Raw genomic sequence first — 20,067 nt, 5'->3', positions numbered from 1 at the left:
GCTCATCAGTGATGATATTACTTTTGGTGACGCACTTCAACCACAGTATGTACATTACCGCGAGGCGTAAAATCTGCTTTCACCGTGACTTCCAAGGGATCACAAGCAGCCACAAAATCATCCAAAATTTGATTGGCAGATTCTTCGTGGGAAATGTAGCGATCGCGATAACTATTAATATAAAGTTTGAGTGCCTTCAATTCCACTACCCGTTCATCAGGAATATAAGTAACGTAAATTGTCGCAAAGTCAGGGTAGCCGGAAAATGGACATTTACAAGTAAATTCCGGCAAAGTAATACTAATATCATATCGCCTCCCCACACGCGGATTCGGAAAGGTAATTAGTTTACCTTCCGCAATGTCACGTTCGCCATACTTCATTTCTTGGCTTGCCTGGGATACACTTTCATTAGTCATTAGTCATTAGTCATTAGTCATTAGTCATTTGTTATTTTACTGATATTTACGTCCTTTTAGTAATTTTATAACTCCAAACTCCAAACTCCTAACTCCAAACTCCTAACTCCAAACTCCTAACTCCAAACTCCAAACTCCTAACTCCAAACTCCAAACTCCAAACTCCAAACTCCTAACTCCAAACTCCAAACTCCTAACTCCTAACTCCAAACTCCTAACTCCAAACTCCTAACTCCAAACTCCAAACTCCTAACTCCTAACTCCTAACTCCTAACTCCTAACTCCTAACTCCTAACTCCTAACTCCAAACTCCTAACTCCAAACTCCTAACTCCAAACTCCTAACTCCAAACTCCTAACTCCTAACTCCCTCTCAATACTCCTCCTTCTCCCAATCTAGACAATTCTCATCTTCACAACCGTGGGGATGCATGGCACAAACTAACAAATTACCACCATAAACTTGCCCGTGGTAGTTACTACAACCGATGCAGGCAGGATTTTTTTCGGCTGTGGGTTCAACTGAATAAGGAAAACCCGGATCTACATCTGCTACCATGTCTTCCAGTTCCCAGTAAGCTTCTAACATTGGTTCAGCAAAATCCTGTAAATACAGATCGACTTCAGTAGCAATATTATTGTGTACTTGCTCGGTGACTTCTTCTGTTAGCTCAAAAAATGCGTCTACCACTTCACTCATTCCCAGGAAGAAACGCTCTACTTCTTCAGCCACGATTTCGACGATTTCTGCTAAATCTTTTTGCCACTGTTCCATAAACTTGACACCTTCGCAGGCTATAAACAGGACGCTTTGTGTTGTCTGGCTTGAAGCACTAAAATGCACACTAGGCAATGTATCTTATCAAGTTTCTATCCGGAGTGTCATGTCAAAATGCCACTTATTACTAATATTTCGATCAAAGAACACTTTTTATTGATCGCGTTGCAATCGTTTTAACTCGTCTTGCAGATTTAGCACTTCTTGGCGTAATTTATCTACATTCTCATCATTTGATGCCTCTTTCACCGTTGGTTCTTCGTCTTCCTCTAAAATTTCAATGCGACGAGGTTCAGAAGGGGGTGTTTTTTCAGAGGTTTCACCAGATGGTTGAGCCTGCTGGGCTTGCTTCATCATCTCTTCAACGAAGCGGCGGGCTTCTTCTGTGTTCATTTCGCCCTTTGCAACCATTTCATCTGCCAGTTTTTGGACTTGCGATCGCACTTGGGCTAATTTTCCCCCTGCTTTCTCACCTGCGTAAGAAGCTAATCCAACACCGAGGTAAAAAGCTTTTTGAACAATATCTCCAAAACCAGGCATTGTTGCTGAAGGCTCCTAAAAATAGGGCGACCCGGAGACTACGCCTACCACAAGCCTCCCGTGTTGCTGCTACCTTCCGGTTCTGACAAGATTTGGGTGTTGCGATCGCATAGATCCAGGTCTTCTAAAAGAATAACATGAAAAGTCAGTAATTGTGTGTCATTCCATAACAATTCGCCATTCATAAAGCTGATAGTTGACGCAGCCGTGTTGTACCAAGGGATCATCAGCGACAATTGCTTCTGCCTCAGCCTTTGAGGCTGCCTCAAACAACAACATCCCGCCTCTTTGCTCTGCCCAATAGCCTGTCCGCGCTTTGTGTCCTTTAGCAATTAAGTCCTGAATGTAGGCTTTGTGGGCTGGTACATATTGGTCAAAGGTAGGTTTATCGACTTTCCCTTCTTCAATTTTGACAAACCACGGCATAAGCTTGGATCCTCTGATAAAAATTTTGGATTGGGGATAATTATGATTAAAGATCAATTTAACGTGAGTCTCCAACGGAGGCGCATGTTAAAGTAAAGGAGTCAGCAATCGAGAGACTCTCACAGCTAGCTTGAACCAAAAAGGTTTTTTATCATACTCATTAAGATCAACAGCAACACAGACAGCTAAATCATCCTCTAACATCTTTTTCACACTTTGGACAAACTGAGGCTCGGTAACAAAACCCATAACTTCAAAGTTTAGAGAAAAAGAGCGATTATCTAAATTAACAGTTCCTACTCCTGCGAGATTCTCATCAACTACTATAATTTTCTGGTGCATGAAACCATTTTTATAACGATACAATTTGATACCGATTGTTTCCATTTCGGTGTAGTAAGAGAAGGAACATAAATAAACAAATAAGTGATCGGGTCGATTTGGTAAAATAATTCGTACATCTACACCTCGCATTGCTGCCAGTTTTAAAGCTGACAATGTTGCCTCATCCGGCACAAAGTATGGACTAGCAATCCAGAGGTGAGTTTGAGCTTGATTAATTAGTTCGATGAAAAAAAGCTTACAAGCTGGCAAACGATCTGCGGGGCCTGTAGGAAGTATAAATGCAGTTTGATTAGTTTCCCGATTAACTTTTACCTGCCAATTAACTTCGATAAGTTTTCGAGTCGCCCAATACCAATCTCGCACAAAGGAGTTTTGTAGGCTTTGTACAGTTGGGCCTTCGAGCATCATGTGGGTGTCGCGCCAGGGACTCAAGCGAGGATTTTTTCCTAAATATTCGTCACCAATATTCAGTCCGCCTACAAATGCTATTTCTCCATCCACCACCAGAATTTTCCGATGATTGCGAAAATTCAATTGGAACCGATTACCATAACCTTTGGTGGTGTTAAATGCACTCACCGCAATTCCATGTTGTTGTAGAGATTGGATATAAGCCAGAGATAGTTTCTTGGAACCAATTTCATCGTAGAGAAAGTAGATGCTGATTCCTTGCTTGGCTTTAGCAATCAATGCTTCTTTAAACTCATTACCTGATTGGTCATCGTTAACAGTATAGAATTGCAACAAAATATAATTTGTCGCCACTGCAATCTTTTTCAGCATTGCTTCATAGGTTTGCTGACCATTAATCAGTAATTCGGCAGCATTGCCTGATGTAAAAGAAATTTCTGTCAAAGTCTCCGCTAATGGTTGTAACTCAGCGAGATTATCTGGTGGCGCAACTTGAAATTTAATAAGTTCACTATAAGTTGGATGAAAAAGCTTATAGTGTTGTGCATAGACTGAACGCAGTGTTTCAGCATATCCATGAAATTTAGTTCTTCCTAAAATCCAATACAACGGAATCGCTAGCCAGGGAAAGGTAACTAGAGAAATGCTCCAAGCAATTGCCCCTTGAGAAGAACGCACATTCATTACTGCATGGGCTGCCTGTGTAACTCCCACAAGATGAACAATAACTGTAGCTGTGCTAAAAATCGCTAGAACACCACTATCTACAAGCATCTTAATTTTTTTGAGTATTGGTATAAGTAAATTCTGCCAGCAATGGCTTGTGATCTGATGAACAAATTTGGTCTAGCACTTTCGCACTGGCTTTCTTCACACTGATATCTCGATAAAAGATATGATCTAAAGGGGGCGATAATAGGAAGCGTTTAATTTTATCCTGATAATGAGGTGCGAAAACTACAGGCATTAATCCTAATTTAGTTGTTACCTGATTGAGGATAACTGCTCTTTTTCGACTCCAAGTATTGAAATCTCCTGAAAATATTAGTGGCCCACGATGTATAGCTAATGCTAGCTCTAATTCTTGAAGTTGTATTTTAAATTTATTTAAATCTACAAAATTTATTAAATGGCTATTGATTGTCAGGATAGTTGTGCTTTGTTCAGATAGCAGATACTCAGTAATTAAAGAAATTTTAGGAGTTCTAACAATCGGTTCATAATGTTTAGTAGTTATCACTTTTTTGGTAAGTGGACTAATTGTAGCTGCTGTGAAAATTCCTGAATAGGTTTGATGATGAATATCTACAAAGTTAGGTGCAAAGCTCCAATTCATTTTCAGCCATTCCCCCCATTCATCTGCTTCTAGTTTGAGAGAAAACTCTTGCAAAAATATCAGATTTGGTTGATAAGTGTCAATGATTTTTAAAAAATCTTTTACCCAGATTTTATTATAGTTTTGTTTAGCAATATTCCAACTGAGAACTTTAATTGATTTACTATCAATTTCTGTTTGGAGTAAATTATTCTTATCAATTGTAAGTTCTTGCAAACGCAGAAATCTATAACCGGGAACAAATCTCGTAACGAGAGTGTTTACGTGTTCTTGAATATTAGACATAACTAATATTGAAATAAATTACTTTTAGCTTAACGCTATTGAACAGTCGTTACAGAAAAATGGCGCAAGTGCCCACCATAGGCGATCGCAAATTTAGTATGATCATGACCTGCGATCGCTATCTGTTGTATGGGTGATTTTGAAGTTTTCATCCCCGTGAGGGGTAAAGGAATTAAAACCCTACCCATTCAGAAGCCTTATTATGATTGAGCTTGAGAGGGATCAATCTGAGGGGGTCGTTTTTCTAGGATAATAGTTGAATATTGTCAATAAAAGAGACTATGACACGCCTCAAAGCCTTACTCAGCAAGCTATCTGAGGGGGTCAACGAAAGAATCAGGGTTTCAGCCTTTGCCTAACCCCCTCAGATGCTTATCAATCAATGAATAAATTATAACTTTATCTAATGATTGAGAGTAGTTAGAAACATTTAACTCTTGATCCCGCATTTCTCACTCTTCAGTAGGGGCGGGTTAACAGATATGATCCATCATTCATGAATGTCTCGCTTAACCCGCCCCTACAAACTCTGCACTTCGGTTTGATAAATCTGGTGAGAAATCCGGGTAAACACCTACGAAAGCTCACTTTATATCCTGTATTTGGGTGTGTTAACTCAGATTGCTGCTTTTCTTCCCAGTGCTTAAGAAACTTTTTCCTTTTTTTCGTCAGAAAGAGTAAAATCATCTTCTGTGAAAATATTCGAGTTAGTTCCAGACTTTGTTTGATTTTATATTTTCATTCAAAAACTATCGGCGATCGCACCCAGGATGTTGGCTTTGGCAAAGCCTCCACCCAACCTACAATTTTTTTGCAACATTTTAGCCTTGCCACGCCACTACACATTTTTATTTTTTGGGCTTAACCGAACCCTATTGCATCTGTTGTTACTAAAAAAGGCTACAATCGTAGCCATTTTAAACATAGAGGAACGCAAAGTAAGCGCACAAGTATGCAGAGTCTTTTTGAAGAGAATTAGTTACAAATTTCTGCAATGTCGACAAGTCAAATTACCCCCCTCAATCCCCCCGATATATTGGGGGGAAACAAGAAATCTAGTTCCCTCTCCAATACATACGGGGAGGGTTAGGGTGGGGTAAAACCTTGGGTTTTTCAACTATTTCAGACTTGTGTGTACACCGTAGCTTGCCAAGGGGGTATTATTATGTGCATCTTCATACAGAATTGGTCTTAGATGTCGCACAAAAAATTTATTTACTGCTGGCAAAAACGCTTACTTCCCATCTTGATACCTACTGCTGTGCGAGTAGCGGTAATAATTTGTCTAACAGCAGGGGTTTTGGGGATCTGGGGAAACACTGCTTCTATAAGTTATGCTCATGCTCAACTAGTCAGTTCCCATAGAGGCATTCAGAATCAACAGACATTATCAAAATCAACAGCGCTAAATGCCACTGTATATCACAGTCCCGATTGTAACTGTTGTGGCGGGTGGATTGATCATTTAAAGGCACAGGGTTTTAAAATCACAGACTTTCCTACGCCTGACATCGAAACAGTCAAACAAAAGTACAACGTGCCGGATAATTTGTCATCCTGCCACACAGCAATTGTGAATGGATATGTCATTGAAGGACACGTCCCAGCAGATGACATTAAACGTCTGCTTCAAGAAGAGCCAAAAGTTATTGGTTTATCTGTACCCCAAATGCCTGTAGGTACTCCTGGGATGGAGATGGAGAATCGAAAAGATCCGTTTTCTGTGTTTTCTTTTGATCGCAATGACTCTGTTGCAGTATTCAATAACTACAAGGGTTCTAGATAATGCATATTTAATTTCTAGAGATGTCTATTAGAACCAGATTTAATCAACTGCGACAAATTACTTAACCATTTCCCAAACCAGAAGCCAGATGTGAAGGTTGCAACATTTTGAGAAAGAAGCTCAATGGCATGGTTACAATCTTGCAGGCTGGCATCGAGGCCCATTGCGTGATAGATTTCGCGAGCCTTGCAAAAGGCATTGATCGCTTCTGATTCTCGATTGATTTTTTCTAACACCAAACCCAAATTAAACCAGGCGTTTGCTTCCCCATTTCGATCGTCGAGATTCCTTCTGATCTCTAATGAATGCTGATGAAACTCAAAAGCCATTTGGTACTGTCCCAAAGCCTTATAAGCACTGCCCAAGCCACTCAAAGCCATGCCTTCGCCGTTGCGATCGCTAATGAATCTTGCCAACCCTAACCATTGCTGGTAAAACTCAATTGCCAGTTGGTAATTTCCCAACGATTCATAAGTATTGCCCAAACTTCCCAGGCTTAGGCATTCTCCAGTCCAATCACCTATGTTCTTCGTTATACTCAACCACTGCCGATAAAACTCTATCGCTTGCTCGTACTTGCCCAGGTATTCATAAGTATTGCCCAAACTTCCCAAGCAAATGCCTTCTCCTGTGCGATCGCCAATTTTCCTAGTAATACTCAACCACTGCTGATAAAATTCAATCGCTCGCTGGTATTTTCCCAGTGATTGGTAAGCATTACCCAACCCAGATAAAGATTTGGCTTCCCCCAAGCGATCGCCTATTTCTCTAGCCGTATCTAACCACTGCTGATAAAATTCAATTGCTAGGTGGTACTCGCCTAATGACTGGTAAGCATTGCCCAAACTTCCCAAAGAAATAACTTCCTCATTGCCTTGGCTTTGCACATTGTCGGCATCGCCTGTTTCTCTGGCTTTTTCTAAGCACCGCTCCTCAAACTCAATGGACGCAACAGGTTGCGTCCATAATTCCCCACATTGCTGCGCCAAAGTTGAGGAATCCTCGGCGTTCCGGGACTGGGTACTGGATACTGGGCTGACACCGTAAGCGTCAGCATTCGACTGACTTGTACTTAGCTGTGTCGTTGGCGCAGCCCCTCGTTGAGAAGTAGCGCTCACGCCCAAGTCTGAACGAGACTGGATAGGAAATTCCTTTAAGATTTCGTTGGGATCTGAATTCCCATCCAAATTTTCCCAGTCCTCAATCCCTAGTCCCCAATCCCCAGTCCCTATTTCAATGTTATTTAGGCTCCCGGATCTAATTACTTCTGTCATTCTCTATAGAAAACGCAATTTTTGGTTAATAAGCTGTTGATTATACAATTTTCTGTGCCTTTAGCGCAGGATAGGTGAAACTTATAGGCACAACTTCTCTTAAAAACCTAGAAGTTATTCTTCAATAATAAACCTTATTTTATACCCCGTCTTCTCTGTGTATAAAAAACTTTAAATATCAGAAAAACCAAATCAATCAGCAGCAGCGTAGTCGGGTAATACGTTGAGTTCTAAATTAACAGCATTTAGATAATTTTGGTCGTTTAAAACTTGTGATGGTAATTTATCTGCATTAACAGCAGCTTGAACCACATCTATCGCCAGAATATTTCTGTTTTGAGTTCCAAGTACTAGGGCTTCTCCGCTCGGAATACCATGTTGTTGCAGACCTCCTTGATAAGCAAAAGTTACTAGATTCAAGGGTTGTAGGTAACTCACAGCAGTCGAGCTAGTGGATAAATTGTTAGAGTTAATCGCGATTGTTTCATTGCTATTGCTAGTAGCTGTTTGAGCGCCAGCGATTCCAGGTACAAAGGCAATAGAAGCAAAAATAAGTGCAGAATTTATTAAGGTAACAAGTTTCATAACGGTAAAATGCAATCGGTGTTCTTTACTAATAGAGTCCTCCTTATTATTAATCTCAGCTTCCTTCGTCCAGGTCATCTGATCGGTTGATCTATGACTCACCCAAAAGGGTGAGCTAATTGAGCCGCATTTCTCACAAGCAGTAGGGGCGGGTTAACAGATATGATCCATCTCATTCATGAATGTCTCGCTTAACCCGCCCCTACCCTGGATTTCTCACAAGTGAGAAATCCAGGTTTTGACCACATAAAAAAGGGAGACTTGATTACCTCCCCCGATAAAATGCCTGTAGCTGTAATTTACTCCCCTAGCAGTTCCAATACCTCTTCCAGCTTCAGTTTAGCCTTGTAGAGGTTAATCAGCCTCTCTTGCTCCCACCTCTGAGGTGCTTGGTAGCGTTTCCCTTCCATTGTCAGCTTAATCAGCGCTGCTTGTTCATCTGTGGGTGAGTTCATCTCATCCAGTGCTGCACCAAGATTCTGGTAAGCTTCAAATGACATCCGTCTCAGCCCCATTCCCTTTTCTAACTGGCTAAGTGCTATGGCAGGGAATGCGATTAGAGAGGTTATGTAGCTGACCTTATAGCCAGCGTTGCCAGTCGGCTTGATGCCGTACCGCCTGCACAAATCTCTCAACTCAGCAATGGTTTTGATTTCGAGTTCTGACCGTGTGAACATAAAATAGAATTACCCATTTGTAAAAGTGGTATCGGTGGTGAACTGTTTTCCAGACTGTCATCACCACCGATTAAAGACTGTAACCCGACGCTTGCATCGACTTCAATCTATATTTACCTTTCTACATAAATGTCTAAGCCCAAAGGTAAGCCCGAAAATTTTGACAATCCACCAAGTAGAGAATTGACCGAGAATGTTACTTTCAGGGCTACCAAGGACATGAAGGAAGAGATACAGAAGCAAGATAACCCGGCACAATTCTGTAGAGACGCTGTGCAAAAGGCACTAGATGAGAAGAAAGGGAAGTAGTGCGAATTTAGCTGGACTACTTAGTTAGACTAAATTTGCACATAAGATAGAGAGACATTTATCCCTGAGAGGGTGAGCATCCTTTGAGCATAACTACTGAGTAGTATTTTATATCTGCTATTGATGCTCAGACGCTGAAAATAGGCTATTTGAGCATTGCGTGAGCATTTTGGTGAGAGTAAAGGCTGAAAGTGTTGCTAGTGCGTGTAAAATTATGATCGAAGTTGAGCATCTAAGTAAAATATACGGCTCTACCCCAGCGATTACTGATGTCACCTTTAGCGTCGAACCTGGGGAAATTTTAGGGTTGTTGGGCCCCAATGGGGCTGGAAAAACCACAACCATGCGGATTCTGGCTGGTTATTTACCAGCAACCAATGGAAATGCCCGGATTGCTGGTTATGATGTCCATGAAAATTCTCTGGCTGTGCGCCAACGCATTGGTTATTTACCCGAAACACCGCCGTTATATCCAGAGATGACGGTGGAGGGATTTTTGCATTTTGTCGCCCGAATTAAGGGAGTTCCAGCAGGCGATCGCCCCAACAAGGTGACAGCCGCCATTGAACGCTGCAATTTAGAAGACAAGCGGCGAGTGATTATCCGCAAACTCTCTAAAGGATACCGCCAAAGGGTAGGCATTGCTCAAGCGATCGTCCACGATCCACCAGCGATCATCTTGGATGAACCCACCGTTGGACTCGATCCTCGACAAATAATTGAAGTGCGGAATTTAATTAAAAGCCTTGCTGGTACGCACACAATTATTCTTTCCACACACATTCTGCCAGAAGTGAGCATGACTTGTAGCCGCGTCGCCATCATCAATCGCGGTAAAGTAGTGGCAACTAATACACCAGAAAACCTAATGACTCAGTTGACAGGTGGTTCCGGGTATGAATTGGAAATAGAAGGAGAAGCTGCCCTAGCGAAACAGGTATTGCAAAAAGTCGCGGGTGTGAGTCTGATAGAATCAATTCCCACAGCCGGAATCCACGGCCATCAACCCCAGGAAAATCGCGCTTACCTGCGGGTAATATCACAACCGGGAAAAGAACCAGGAAAGGATATTGCCACAACATTAGTACGTGCAGGATTCGGTTTACATGAACTGCGGCGGGTTAACGCTACCTTAGAAGACGTGTTCTTGCAACTGACCACAGAAGAAAAGAATTTCGATCCTGAGGTAGACTTAGCAGCAGACAACGAAGGAGAGGCAGCCTAAATGGGTATAGTGCTGAGTAATATTATTGCCATTTATCGCCGAGAGTTACAGAGTTATTTTGTATCGCCTTTAGCTTATGCGATCGCAGGCATATTTTGGTTCCTTGCCGGGTTATTCTTCGTGATGATTTTGCTAGGGCCAGATGGCATTTTGGTAGGAGTGGCGGCAATGGATGCACAAGGGCAACAGTTGGGAGTACCAGTACCGCCCATAGATGTCCCCTACGAATTTGTCCGAATATTTTTGGAACGTATGGAGTGGCTATTGTTGTTTATTCTGCCCATCCTCTCAATGGGACTCTATGCTGAAGAACGTAAGCGGGGCACTTTAGAACTGTTAGCCACCTCACCAATCACCAATTGGGCGGTAGCTGTGGGTAAATTATTAGGCGTACTAACATTTCTGACCACAATGGTTGTACCCATGCTAGTGTTTGAAGCGATCGCCATCAGCGGCTCAAATCCCCCAATGTCGCTCTTAATTCCCTTGCTGGGTAATTTTGGATTAATCTTGCTAGCAGCAGCAATTTTATCTATTGGAATGTTTATTTCCTCATTAACAGATAGCACAATTCTGTCTGCCGTTCTTACCTTTGCAGTCATCTTATTATTGTTATTAATTGATTTAATCGGCAAAATTGTCCCTGGCCCCGTGGGCGAAGCTTTAGGTTATCTATCGTTGCTGAAACATTACAGCACCTTAATTCAAGGGATTTTCGATACCAGCACCTTGGTTTTATTCGCCAGTTACATTTTTTTGGGCATCTTTCTCACCGCTCAATCAATTGATGCACTGCGCTTTCAAAGGCAATAGTCATTGGTCATTTGTACTGAGCAAATGCGAGTGCATATTGTAGAGAAGCCGTTGGTGCAGCCTAAGAAGAGAAGTATTGGTCATTAGTCAAAAAATAGTGACACTTAAAAATATATGGATGAAAATTGATTGACTAAAAATCATCAAGACAACTCAAGAAATGGCAACAAAGCGTTTCCAAGAATTACAGGTTTATAAATTATCAGAACAATTAGCGAATGACATTTGGAAAATTGTTGAGGGATGGAATTTTTTTGCAAAAGATACGATTGGTAAATAGATTGTACGTTCAGCTGATAGTATCGGTGCCAATATAGCGGAAGGTTTAGGAAGAGGCAGTTTTCAAGATAATAGACGTTTTATAAAAATAGCAAGAGGCTCTTTGAATGAAACTCAACATTGGTTAAGACGAGCTTACATTCGTAACCTTTTAACTACCGAACAGATAAATGCAACCAAAACAATCATTAACGAACTAGCGCCCAAATTAAACTCCTACCTAAACTCAATTGGCAATGTACCAGATGACAAATGACAAATGACAAATTATATGAAGATAGTTACAAAAAAGAAACTTTGGAAATATCTGTTTTGGTTGGGCCCATTCCTAATTACTGTCGGCTTAACAGTTGGATTGATCTCTGAACAGTGGGGACTAATTCCATTAGTATTTATAATTACGGGAATTATCATCAGTGGACTGGGGATAATATGGCAAAGCAACCAGAGTAACTGGTGGAACCGTCGTTCTACCCAAGCAGGAACTAATGCCTTAGTGGCAACTCTGGCAGTATTGGCAATTTTGGGATTGATTAACTTTTTGGGAACTCGCTACCATCTGCGGGCAGATTTAACAGAGTCTCAATTATTTACCCTTGCGCCCCAGTCACAGAAATTAGTAAGCGTTTTACCACAGCCAGTTAAAGTGTGGGTGTTTGATATTAACCAGAATCCCCAAGACCGAGAACTGCTAGAAAATTATCAGCGGCAAAGCTCAAAATTTAAATATGAGTATATCAACCCTGAAGCTAGACCAGGACTTGCAGAGAAGTTTGGCGTTAAAGATTATGGCGAAGTTTACCTCGAATCTGGGGATAAACGGCAATTAGTACAGACAATAAATGAAAATGAGCGTCTGTCAGAAATCAGATTAACTAGTCGCCTACAACAACTAACAAATTTAACCACAGCCAAAGTTTACTTCCTCCAAGGTCATGGCGAACACCAACTTTCAGCTGGTAAAGGCGCAATGTCACAAGCAGTTCAGGGATTAGGCGATAAAAATTTCACAACAGCACCGCTGAATCTAACAGAAACCTCGAAAGTTCCTCAAGATGCAGCTGTCGTCATCGTAGCTGGCCCTAAGCGAGAGTTATTTCAGGGCGAAGTCAAAGCCTTGCAAGAATATCTGAATCGAGGCGGTAATTTGCTGCTGATGATTGATCCTAATACCGATCCTAAACTTAACAGCTTGCTACAAGAGTGGGGTGTTAGTTTAGATAATCGTTTAGCCGTAGATGTTTCAAGTGAAAGCGTCGTGGGACGTGGTCCTGCTGCGCCCTTAGTGACAGAATACGGTAAACATCCAATTACCAAAGATTTCGGTAACGGTAATTCTTTTTATCCGATTTCCCGACCACTGGAAATTACCTCTGTACCTGGTATTGAGGCTACTCCTCTGCTGCGAACCAAACCCTATCCCAGCAGTTGGGGAGAAAGCGATCTCCAAAGCGAAAAATTAGAGTTTAATGCAGGTAAAGACCTCAAAGGGCCTCTGACCTTGGGTGTTGCCTTAACCAGAAAACAAACACCCAAATCTACTTCCACTCCCCAAGCTTCACCCACACCTTCACCTCTACCATCACCAATCACCCAAGGCAAAACTAGTCCTAATCCTTCTGCCAAAACTCCGCAATCTTTACCACTTCCATCACCAAGCACCACTCCCTTATCTCCCCCATCTCCCCCTACTTCCTCATCTCAAACAACCACTGAGTCGCGGTTAGTGGTTTTAGGAAATTCTAGTTTCGCCACCGATGGTTTGTTTCAACAGCAACTAAACGGAGATGTATTCCTCAATTCAGTTACTTGGCTGAGTAAACAGGATCAGCAACCCCTTTCTATTCGCCCTAAAGAACCGAAAAACCGTCGGATAACCCTGACAACTACCCAAGCAAATCTTTTAATATTGTCGTCTTTGTTAGTTTTACCTTTAATTGGGTTATCGGCGGCAGTTATTATTTGGTGGAAACGACGGTAAGAAATGGGTTAGGAGTTAGGAGTTAGGAGTTAAGAGTTATAAATACTAACTCTTCACCAATGAGAAATGAGAAATGACAAATGACAAATGATTAAAAAATGAAATTGCCGCGAACGACTTTAATTTTGATACTGCTAGCACTAGGTTTAGGTGGTTTTGTTTACTTCTATGAAATTCGAGGTGCAACTGTACGAGAAGAAATCAAGGAGCAAAAACAGAAAATTTTCTCTTTTGGAGAAGATGATGTGCAGTCTCTAACAGTCAAGACAAAAAAATTCACCTTGAACCTGGAACGTAGCCCTGAATCTTCTAGTAAGCCTAAGTGGTTAATCAAATCTCCGATATCTGGCCCAGCAAATGACGCTATTGTTTCTTATTTAATGGATTTGTTGGTCAAGGGTAATAGCGATAGCACTTTATCAATTCCAGCAAAACAGCTTGGAGAATTTGCCTTAGATCAACCCCAAGCAACTATCAATATCACCTTAAAAAACCGGCAAAGCCATCAGTTGATTTTAGGTAAATCTAACTTTAACGGTCGTTTATTGTACGCTCAAGCTGACTCTGCTATTAAACCCGATGGAAATATAAATGTGCTGTTGGTATCCACAGATTTTGCCAATGCCGTGAATCGGGAATTATCAGAGTGGAAACAACCGGTAGATAATAGTCAGAAACTTCCTCCGCTGATCATTCCTAAACCGAGTCCGACAAACAGCAAATAGTTACTTTCAAATCTGGCGATATTGTTATGACAAGTCCGACAGCAACATTGCTAATTTCTTGCCCCGATCGACGAGGACTGGTGGCGAAATTTGCCAATTTCATCTATTCTAACGGTGGTAATATTATTCATGCAGATCAACATACAGATTTTGCTGCTGGGTTATTCCTCACCCGCATTGAATGGCAGTTAGATGGATTTAATTTGCCGCGAGAATTTATTGCCCCTGCATTTAATGCCATTGCTCAACCTTTAGGTGCTAAGTGGGAAATACGTTTTTCTGATACAGTACCACGCATTGCTGTTTGGGTCAGTCGCCAAGACCATTGTCTATTTGATTTAATTTGGCGACAACGCGCCAAAGAATTTATTGCTGAAATTCCTTTAATTATTAGCAACCATTCTAATTTAAAGGTAGTGGCAGAGCAATTTAATATTGACTTTCAGCACATTCCTATCAATAAAGACAATAAATCAGAACAAGAAACCCAACAGCTAGAATTACTCCGCCAGTACAAAATAGATTTAGTGGTATTGGCGAAATATATGCAAATTGTTAGTGCAGATTTTATTAGTCAATTTCCGCAAATTATTAATATACATCATTCATTTTTACCAGCTTTTATCGGCGCAAACCCTTATCACCGAGCTTTTGAACGGGGTGTGAAAATTATTGGTGCAACAGCGCATTATGCCACCGCTGATTTAGATGCTGGCCCAATTATTGAACAAGATGTAGTGCGAGTTAGTCACCGTGATGAAGTTGATGATTTGGTGAGAAAAGGCAAAGATTTGGAGAGAATTGTATTAGCAAGAGCAGTGCGATCGCACTTGCAAAATCGTGTATTAGTCTATGGTAATAGAACAGTAGTATTTGAGTAATTTTATATCCAAAGTAATGCAAGAGAGCGATGCCTACGGTGGTCACTGAGCTTGTCGAAGTGCGGGCTACGCCTACGCGAGAAGTTGTGAGATGATGTTTTGTAGCTAGAACACCGATTCAGTAATAAAACGCGAGGCTGGGAAACCAGATTTTTAGGTCATTTAAACCACAATTTCCTTCATCCGTCTAAAATAAACCCTAATTTTTCGTCATGGCTCTGAATGTGTACATTAATACAGCTTTTATAGAAGTAAATCTTTATCACAGGCTATATAAACAAAGTCCGCCTAAGCGGACTTTATAAAAAAGAAGATATTTCAACTAGATTTGGTATTAAACAGCAACTTTTCGGCTAATGTAATCGACAGCCTGTTGAATTGTTGTAATCTTTTCTGCAGCTTCATCAGGAATTTCAATGTCGAATTCTTCTTCTATAGCCATAACTACCTCTACTAAATCAAGAGAATCTCCTCCCAAATCTTTGTTAAAGTCTGTGCTAAGTGTTATTGTGCTTGAATCTACTGCTAAATTTTCGGCGATAATATTTTGCAGCTTTTTAAAGATTTTCTGCTGTAAATTGCTGTTAGTGGAAGACTCAGCTACATTTATGTTTATTTACTTGCTTACAATCTACTGCGTGGTTTGATGTGGTCAGCAGGTACTACTTACGCTACTCCTCCATTGCGCTTATCACTCCAAGGCACTCGCCATCATTTAAATAACTTTATTCCCGAATTGTTAGCCGCAGCTTCCACAAAACGTCAGCAAATTTATCGTACTTTACTAAAAGTTATTGCCCACAAGCCTGTCAGCGATGCCTGCGGCGGTAAACTACGCCCCGGTAGAAGTGAACCACGAGTTCGTAAACGTCGCCCGAAAGCTTACCCCTTAATGACGAAACCACGGCATGAATTACGTAAGCAATTGCAAAGCGCTTAATTGATAAGCCTTTCCGGTTTTCTTAGTGCCATTCGACTAAAAGACCAAATAAAAGGGAAAGTTTTTGAACTAGGATTTCAAAAATTCGATGAGTCAATGGATACAATATTCGAGAAATTAAATGAAATAGTTAACTCAGTCTTTGAAAACCGAGTTGAATCAGCTAGTCGAGTAATTGCAGAAGCGATCGCACTTTACGAAAATCTCCTCGAACAGCAAGAAAAGGCTCACAACGAAACCCTGGAACAACGTGAGGCTGAAAAGATGTGGATTTACCAAAAGCGCCAAGAACTTGAGCAGGTACAGAAGGGGCTAGAAGTCATTCTCAGTAAATGCACCATTGTTTAATCACATTCCTTTTGTAGCTAGTCTCGTCTCATAATAAAGAAAGATTAAGCCGATTCTCAGAAAAGTTTCAATGAGCCAAACTAGCCTAAATTTAGTTGCAATATCAATCTTTCTCATGACCCTATCAGTATTGCTGGGGCCATTCTTAAACTTATCACCGGCAGTACCAGCACTTGCTACCTTCACCATCTTAGGCATAGCGACATTAGATAGTTTCAGCTTGCAAGGCAAGGGTGGTACTATTTTTTTAGATTGGATTGCTGGTTTTTCAAAAGAACACCGCGATCGCATCGTTCACCACGAAGCAGGGCATTTTTTGGTTGCTTACCTGTTGGGTATTCCCGTTACTGGGTACACACTCAGCGCTTGGGAAGCCTGGAAACAGGGGCAACCTGGACAAGGCGGCGTTAGCTTTGATGATGGCGAATTAGCATCTCAACTAGAAGTAGGTAAAATCAGCGCCCAAATGCTAGACCGCTACTGCACTGTTTGGATGGCGGGTATTGCTGCTGAAACCCTAGTTTTTAATAATGCTGAGGGTGGAAGTGATGATAAAAGCAAGCTGATAGGAGTCTTGACAATTTTGGGCTTTTCTGAATCAGCTTATCAGCAGAAACTACGGTTTCATGCCCTCCAGGCAAAAACCCTACTCCAAGAAAATTGGTCTAGCTATGAGGCTTTAGTTAATGCCATGCGACAAGGCACTTCGGTAGAAGGTTGTCAGGCTGAGTTAGGAGTGGGGAGTAGGGAGTAGGGAGTAGGGAGTTATTAACATCTGTTGAACGTGAGTTCAACAGAAAAGTTATTCAACTCTGGCGCGGAGTGCGGGAGATGGAAAAAGATTTTCAAATCCAGCTTGTCGCTCTTCTAAAGATTCTTGGGCATCGTTCCAAAGACTTTCATAATAAAAGAAGGTTACGCCTAAACCGCGTTCTTGGGCAGCCCGCACCTGAGACTGAATTTGCTGCATGGGAACTGGGTTATTTCTTAACCCTGTCATAATGCCAATTCCAGTTGGAATTATTTGTTGCGCTTCTTGAATTTCTGGGCGGGAAATATTGGCTATAAAACTTTGCAGATTCGGACGATAAACTTGCACAATTAACTCGTCTACAATATTTTGCCGCATCCAAGTCAGCCAGTCTTGCAGTTGAAACTTGTAAGCAAAATCATAGTAATTGGGAGAAACCGAGAAAATCGCTTGGGGTTTTCTCTGCTTCACAGCTTGGTTAAGTTGTACCATGAACGCCGTAATTTTATCTGCCCGCCACTTTACCCAGTCTTCATCTTGAGGATTACTTGGGGGAGCATTATTAGTTTCTTGGGTGTACAAGGCAACTGTATATTTATCGTAGCCAAATTCGTAGGGCAAACTTGTATGATCGTCAAACTGAATGCCATCGGCATCATATTGGGTGATAGCTTCTAGCACGAGATTGGTAATGAACTGTTGCACTTGTGGATGAAACGGATTGAGCCACATTACCTCACCCGCCGCACTGATTGAAGTTTGGGTACCATCCCGCATTTGTGTGAACCAATCGGGATAATTTAATGCTAGTTCTGAGGTTGGGGGAGCCATGAAACCAAATTCAAACCAGGGAATTACTAGCAATCCTTTGCGATGGGCTTGGGTAATGAGGTCTGCAAGAATATCATGTCCATCTGAACCTCTGGAGACAAAAGGTTGAATCCCTGCACGTTGCGCTAGGGCACTGGGATACATTACATAACCAGAGTTCCATATCACAGGATAGATTGTATTGAAATTCAACCGCCGCAGTTGACTTACGGCATCATGCACTTTATCGCGACTCTTGAGGGTGTCAAAATCATTGTTGGTCATCCAAACCCCGCGAATTTCCTGACGGGGTATCTGTGCGATGGCAGGGGTGAAACCGTCTACCAACAATACCGTAACAAAGGATATTAAAATGAGAAAGGGAAAAAGATACTTGAGCGATGTCTGACGACAAGCTGCCAGGCATCTACGCCGCCAACTTTGAATAATAAAAGATGATTTCATAGATTTGAATGATGCATTAACTACCCACACACGCCATTGCTCGTTTTTATAAATTAATCTACTAAGCATATATAGTTTACAAGTATTTATGCTTAGTACGGGATTGATAAGTTGGTAGTTTTTCGTTCCCTGCTTATAGAACTTTTGCACCAAAATAACCAAAGCAGACCTATAAGGTGCTTGACGTATTTAGTAATCATTAGTGCCCAGTAGACATTGGGAATTGGGCATTGGGCACAAAAGGTAGAGGTGCAAAGGAGCAGAGGGGAAAAACTTACTACAACTTCTCCCCTGCCCTCATCCCCCTCATCCCCCTCATCCCCCTCATCTCCCTCATCCCCCTCATCTCCCTCATCCCCCTCATCTCCCCGATCTTCACATTCCCCCACGCCCTACCTGTGTCACAATAAAGAACTGTAATAAGAAAAATATTGTTAAGGTAATTTAGTGAGTCCAATTGCTCAATCCACGGTAAGTGCGCGTCGCGTAGTATTTCCTTTTACGGCAATAGTGGGCCAGGAAGAAATGAAACTGGCGCTGCTATTGAACGTGATTGACCCCAAAATTGGGGGTGTAATGATTATGGGCGATCGCGGCACCGGAAAATCCACAACTATCCGGGCGCTGGCAGATCTGCTGCCAGAAATTTCTGTGGTTGCCAATGACCCCTTTAGTAGCGATCCTAGCGACCCCGACTTGATGAGCGATGAAGTCCGCCAACTGTTAGAACAAGGGGCGGAAATTCCCGTAGCTCACAAAAAAGTCCAAATGGTAGACCTGCCGCTAGGAGCTACAGAAGACCGAGTTTGTGGCACAATCGACATCGAGAAAGCTTTATCTGAAGGTGTCAAAGCCTTTGAACCGGGACTGCTGGCAAAGGCTAACCGAGGCATTCTCTATGTGGATGAAGTCAACTTACTAGATGACCACCTTGTAGACGTGTTACTCGACTCCGCTGCCAGTGGATGGAACACTGTAGAACGGGAAGGCATTTCTATCCGTCACCCGGCGCGTTTCGTGCTTGTGGGTTCTGGAAACCCCGAAGAAGGGGAACTACGCCCCCAACTGCTCGATCGCTTTGGGATGCACGCAGAAATTCACACAGTCAAAGAACCAGCCTTGCGGGTGCAAATCGTAGAACAACGGGCAGATTTTGACCAAAATCCATCGGTATTTCTCGAAAACTACAAACCCCAGCAAGAAGCATTACAACAGCAAATTGTCAATGCTCAACAGCTTTTGCCAGAAGTGAAAATTGACTACGATTTGCGGGTGAAAATTTCTGAAGTCTGTTCAGAACTAGATGTAGATGGTTTACGGGGTGACATTGTTAGTAACCGCGCCGCCAAAGCCTTAACAGCTTATGAAGGACGCAATGAAGTTACAGTTGATGATATCCATCGCGTAATTACGCTATGCTTGCGTCACAGACTCCGGAAAGACCCCTTAGAATCGATTGATTCTGGCTACAAAGTCGCCAAAGTTTTTAGCCGCGTCTTTGGTGTCGAACTACCAGAAAGTGACACGGTACAAAAAAACGGCACAGGTCAAAAGTTAGGGGCTAGAGGTTAAAAGTTAGGAGTTAGGAGTTAGGAATGAGGAGTTAGGAATGAGGAGTTAGGAATGAGGAGTTAGGAATGAGGAGTTAGGAATGAGGAGTTAGGAATGAGGAGTTAGGA

At 41.9% G+C, this 20,067-nt stretch carries 22 protein-coding genes, 1 other RNA gene and 2 pseudogenes; 11 read left to right on the top strand and 14 right to left on the bottom strand.

The window, feature by feature from the left end; genetic code table 11:
* Positions 1–17: 17 nt before the first annotated feature.
* From queF to V7K67_RS34410, 9 genes and pseudogenes are all read right to left on the bottom strand, one after another.
* The gene (gene queF / locus V7K67_RS15620) at positions 18–419 is read right to left on the bottom strand and encodes a preQ(1) synthase (RefSeq protein WP_335167309.1); all 402 of its coding nucleotides are present in this window, start codon (positions 417–419) and stop codon (positions 18–20) included.
* Positions 420–791: 372 nt separating this feature from the next.
* On the bottom strand, positions 792–1,193 hold the full coding sequence (locus V7K67_RS15615; RefSeq protein ID WP_334709598.1) for a hypothetical protein: 402 nt from the start codon (positions 1,191–1,193) through the stop codon (positions 792–794).
* A 156-nt stretch (positions 1,194–1,349) separates the two neighbouring features.
* Positions 1,350–1,736 carry a phasin family protein gene (locus tag V7K67_RS15610; RefSeq protein ID WP_334709597.1) on the bottom strand — a complete coding sequence of 129 codons (387 nt, stop codon included), beginning with the start codon at positions 1,734–1,736 and terminating at the stop codon, positions 1,350–1,352.
* A 25-nt stretch (positions 1,737–1,761) separates the two neighbouring features.
* An RNA gene (gene ffs / locus V7K67_RS15605) (signal recognition particle sRNA small type) lies at positions 1,762–1,858 on the bottom strand.
* Positions 1,859–1,895: 37 nt separating this feature from the next.
* Positions 1,896–2,162 carry a YciI family protein gene (locus tag V7K67_RS15600; RefSeq protein ID WP_334709596.1) on the bottom strand — a complete coding sequence of 89 codons (267 nt, stop codon included), beginning with the start codon at positions 2,160–2,162 and terminating at the stop codon, positions 1,896–1,898.
* A gap of 87 nt (positions 2,163–2,249) precedes the next feature.
* Complete coding sequence (gene cls, locus V7K67_RS15595; protein ID WP_335167306.1) at positions 2,250–3,692, bottom strand: cardiolipin synthase; 1,443 nt, start codon at positions 3,690–3,692, stop codon at positions 2,250–2,252.
* 1 nt (position 3,693) lies between these two features.
* Positions 3,694–4,539: an endonuclease/exonuclease/phosphatase family protein gene (locus tag V7K67_RS15590; RefSeq protein WP_335167304.1), complete on the bottom strand. Its 846-nt coding sequence runs from the start codon at positions 4,537–4,539 to the stop codon at positions 3,694–3,696.
* A gap of 35 nt (positions 4,540–4,574) precedes the next feature.
* On the bottom strand, positions 4,575–4,727 hold the full coding sequence (locus tag V7K67_RS15585) for a hypothetical protein (protein WP_335167302.1): 153 nt from the start codon (positions 4,725–4,727) through the stop codon (positions 4,575–4,577).
* A 379-nt stretch (positions 4,728–5,106) separates the two neighbouring features.
* Positions 5,107–5,248, bottom strand: a pseudogene (locus V7K67_RS34410) (CRISPR-associated endonuclease Cas1); the annotation flags it as partial.
* Positions 5,249–5,734: 486 nt separating this feature from the next.
* Between V7K67_RS34410 and V7K67_RS15580 the strand changes: the two are divergent.
* Positions 5,735–6,325 (top strand): DUF411 domain-containing protein, encoded by a 591-nt coding sequence (locus V7K67_RS15580; RefSeq protein WP_335167300.1) that lies wholly within the window; start codon positions 5,735–5,737, stop codon positions 6,323–6,325.
* A 14-nt stretch (positions 6,326–6,339) separates the two neighbouring features.
* Here the strand turns inward: V7K67_RS15580 and V7K67_RS15575 are convergent, their stop codons facing one another.
* The 3 genes from V7K67_RS15575 to V7K67_RS15565 all read right to left on the bottom strand — a co-directional run bounded on the left by V7K67_RS15575 (position 6,340) and on the right by V7K67_RS15565 (position 8,861).
* Positions 6,340–7,599, bottom strand: coding sequence for a tetratricopeptide repeat protein (locus V7K67_RS15575; RefSeq protein WP_335167298.1), 1,260 nt, complete (start codon positions 7,597–7,599; stop codon positions 6,340–6,342).
* 192 nt (positions 7,600–7,791) lie between these two features.
* A complete protein-coding gene (locus V7K67_RS15570; RefSeq protein WP_335167296.1) occupies positions 7,792–8,184 on the bottom strand; it encodes a hypothetical protein in 393 nt (130 codons plus the stop codon).
* Between the two features lie 299 nt (positions 8,185–8,483).
* Positions 8,484–8,861 carry a hypothetical protein gene (locus V7K67_RS15565; RefSeq protein WP_334729388.1) on the bottom strand — a complete coding sequence of 126 codons (378 nt, stop codon included), beginning with the start codon at positions 8,859–8,861 and terminating at the stop codon, positions 8,484–8,486.
* 523 nt (positions 8,862–9,384) lie between these two features.
* On the opposite strand from V7K67_RS15565, the gene V7K67_RS15560 reads away from it, so the two are divergent.
* From V7K67_RS15560 to purU, 6 genes and pseudogenes are all read left to right on the top strand, one after another.
* Positions 9,385–10,395: an ABC transporter ATP-binding protein gene (locus V7K67_RS15560; RefSeq protein WP_334729386.1), complete on the top strand. Its 1,011-nt coding sequence runs from the start codon at positions 9,385–9,387 to the stop codon at positions 10,393–10,395.
* Complete coding sequence (locus V7K67_RS15555) at positions 10,396–11,208, top strand: ABC transporter permease (RefSeq protein ID WP_334729385.1); 813 nt, start codon at positions 10,396–10,398, stop codon at positions 11,206–11,208.
* A 160-nt stretch (positions 11,209–11,368) separates the two neighbouring features.
* A pseudogene (locus V7K67_RS15550) lies at positions 11,369–11,743 on the top strand (four helix bundle protein).
* Positions 11,744–11,758: 15 nt separating this feature from the next.
* The gene (locus V7K67_RS15545; protein WP_335167293.1) at positions 11,759–13,468 is read left to right on the top strand and encodes a GldG family protein; all 1,710 of its coding nucleotides are present in this window, start codon (positions 11,759–11,761) and stop codon (positions 13,466–13,468) included.
* A 98-nt stretch (positions 13,469–13,566) separates the two neighbouring features.
* On the top strand, positions 13,567–14,193 hold the full coding sequence (locus tag V7K67_RS15540; RefSeq protein WP_334729384.1) for a DUF4340 domain-containing protein: 627 nt from the start codon (positions 13,567–13,569) through the stop codon (positions 14,191–14,193).
* A gap of 26 nt (positions 14,194–14,219) precedes the next feature.
* Positions 14,220–15,074: a formyltetrahydrofolate deformylase gene (gene purU, locus V7K67_RS15535; RefSeq protein ID WP_334729383.1), complete on the top strand. Its 855-nt coding sequence runs from the start codon at positions 14,220–14,222 to the stop codon at positions 15,072–15,074.
* Between the two features lie 334 nt (positions 15,075–15,408).
* Here purU and acpP read toward each other — a convergent pair whose 3' ends face one another.
* Positions 15,409–15,684 carry an acyl carrier protein gene (gene acpP / locus V7K67_RS15530; RefSeq protein WP_335167339.1) on the bottom strand — a complete coding sequence of 92 codons (276 nt, stop codon included), beginning with the start codon at positions 15,682–15,684 and terminating at the stop codon, positions 15,409–15,411.
* A gap of 36 nt (positions 15,685–15,720) precedes the next feature.
* Between acpP and V7K67_RS15525 the strand changes: the two genes are divergently transcribed.
* The 3 genes from V7K67_RS15525 to V7K67_RS15515 all read left to right on the top strand — a co-directional run bounded on the left by V7K67_RS15525 (position 15,721) and on the right by V7K67_RS15515 (position 17,116).
* Positions 15,721–16,014, top strand: a complete 294-nt coding sequence (locus V7K67_RS15525) for a hypothetical protein (RefSeq protein ID WP_335167290.1) — start codon at positions 15,721–15,723, stop codon at positions 16,012–16,014.
* Positions 16,015–16,110: 96 nt separating this feature from the next.
* Positions 16,111–16,362, top strand: coding sequence for a hypothetical protein (locus V7K67_RS15520; RefSeq protein WP_335167288.1), 252 nt, complete (start codon positions 16,111–16,113; stop codon positions 16,360–16,362).
* Positions 16,363–16,432: 70 nt separating this feature from the next.
* Entirely contained in the window at positions 16,433–17,116 is a 684-nt protein-coding gene (locus V7K67_RS15515; RefSeq protein WP_334733077.1) for an ATP-dependent Zn protease, read from the top strand.
* A 48-nt stretch (positions 17,117–17,164) separates the two neighbouring features.
* Here V7K67_RS15515 and V7K67_RS15510 read toward each other — a convergent pair whose 3' ends face one another.
* On the bottom strand, positions 17,165–18,457 hold the full coding sequence (locus V7K67_RS15510; RefSeq protein ID WP_334733078.1) for a glycoside hydrolase family 10 protein: 1,293 nt from the start codon (positions 18,455–18,457) through the stop codon (positions 17,165–17,167).
* 378 nt (positions 18,458–18,835) lie between these two features.
* Here V7K67_RS15510 and bchI point away from each other — a divergent pair, with 378 nt between their 5' ends.
* On the top strand, positions 18,836–19,960 hold the full coding sequence (bchI, locus tag V7K67_RS15505) for a magnesium chelatase ATPase subunit I (RefSeq protein ID WP_335167285.1): 1,125 nt from the start codon (positions 18,836–18,838) through the stop codon (positions 19,958–19,960).
* Positions 19,961–20,067: the final 107 nt, after the last annotated feature.

The organism is Nostoc sp., assembly GCF_036917155.1.
Lineage (GTDB): Bacteria > Cyanobacteriota > Cyanobacteriia > Cyanobacteriales > Nostocaceae > Nostoc.
This window is presented reverse-complemented; position numbering and strand designations above follow the sequence as displayed.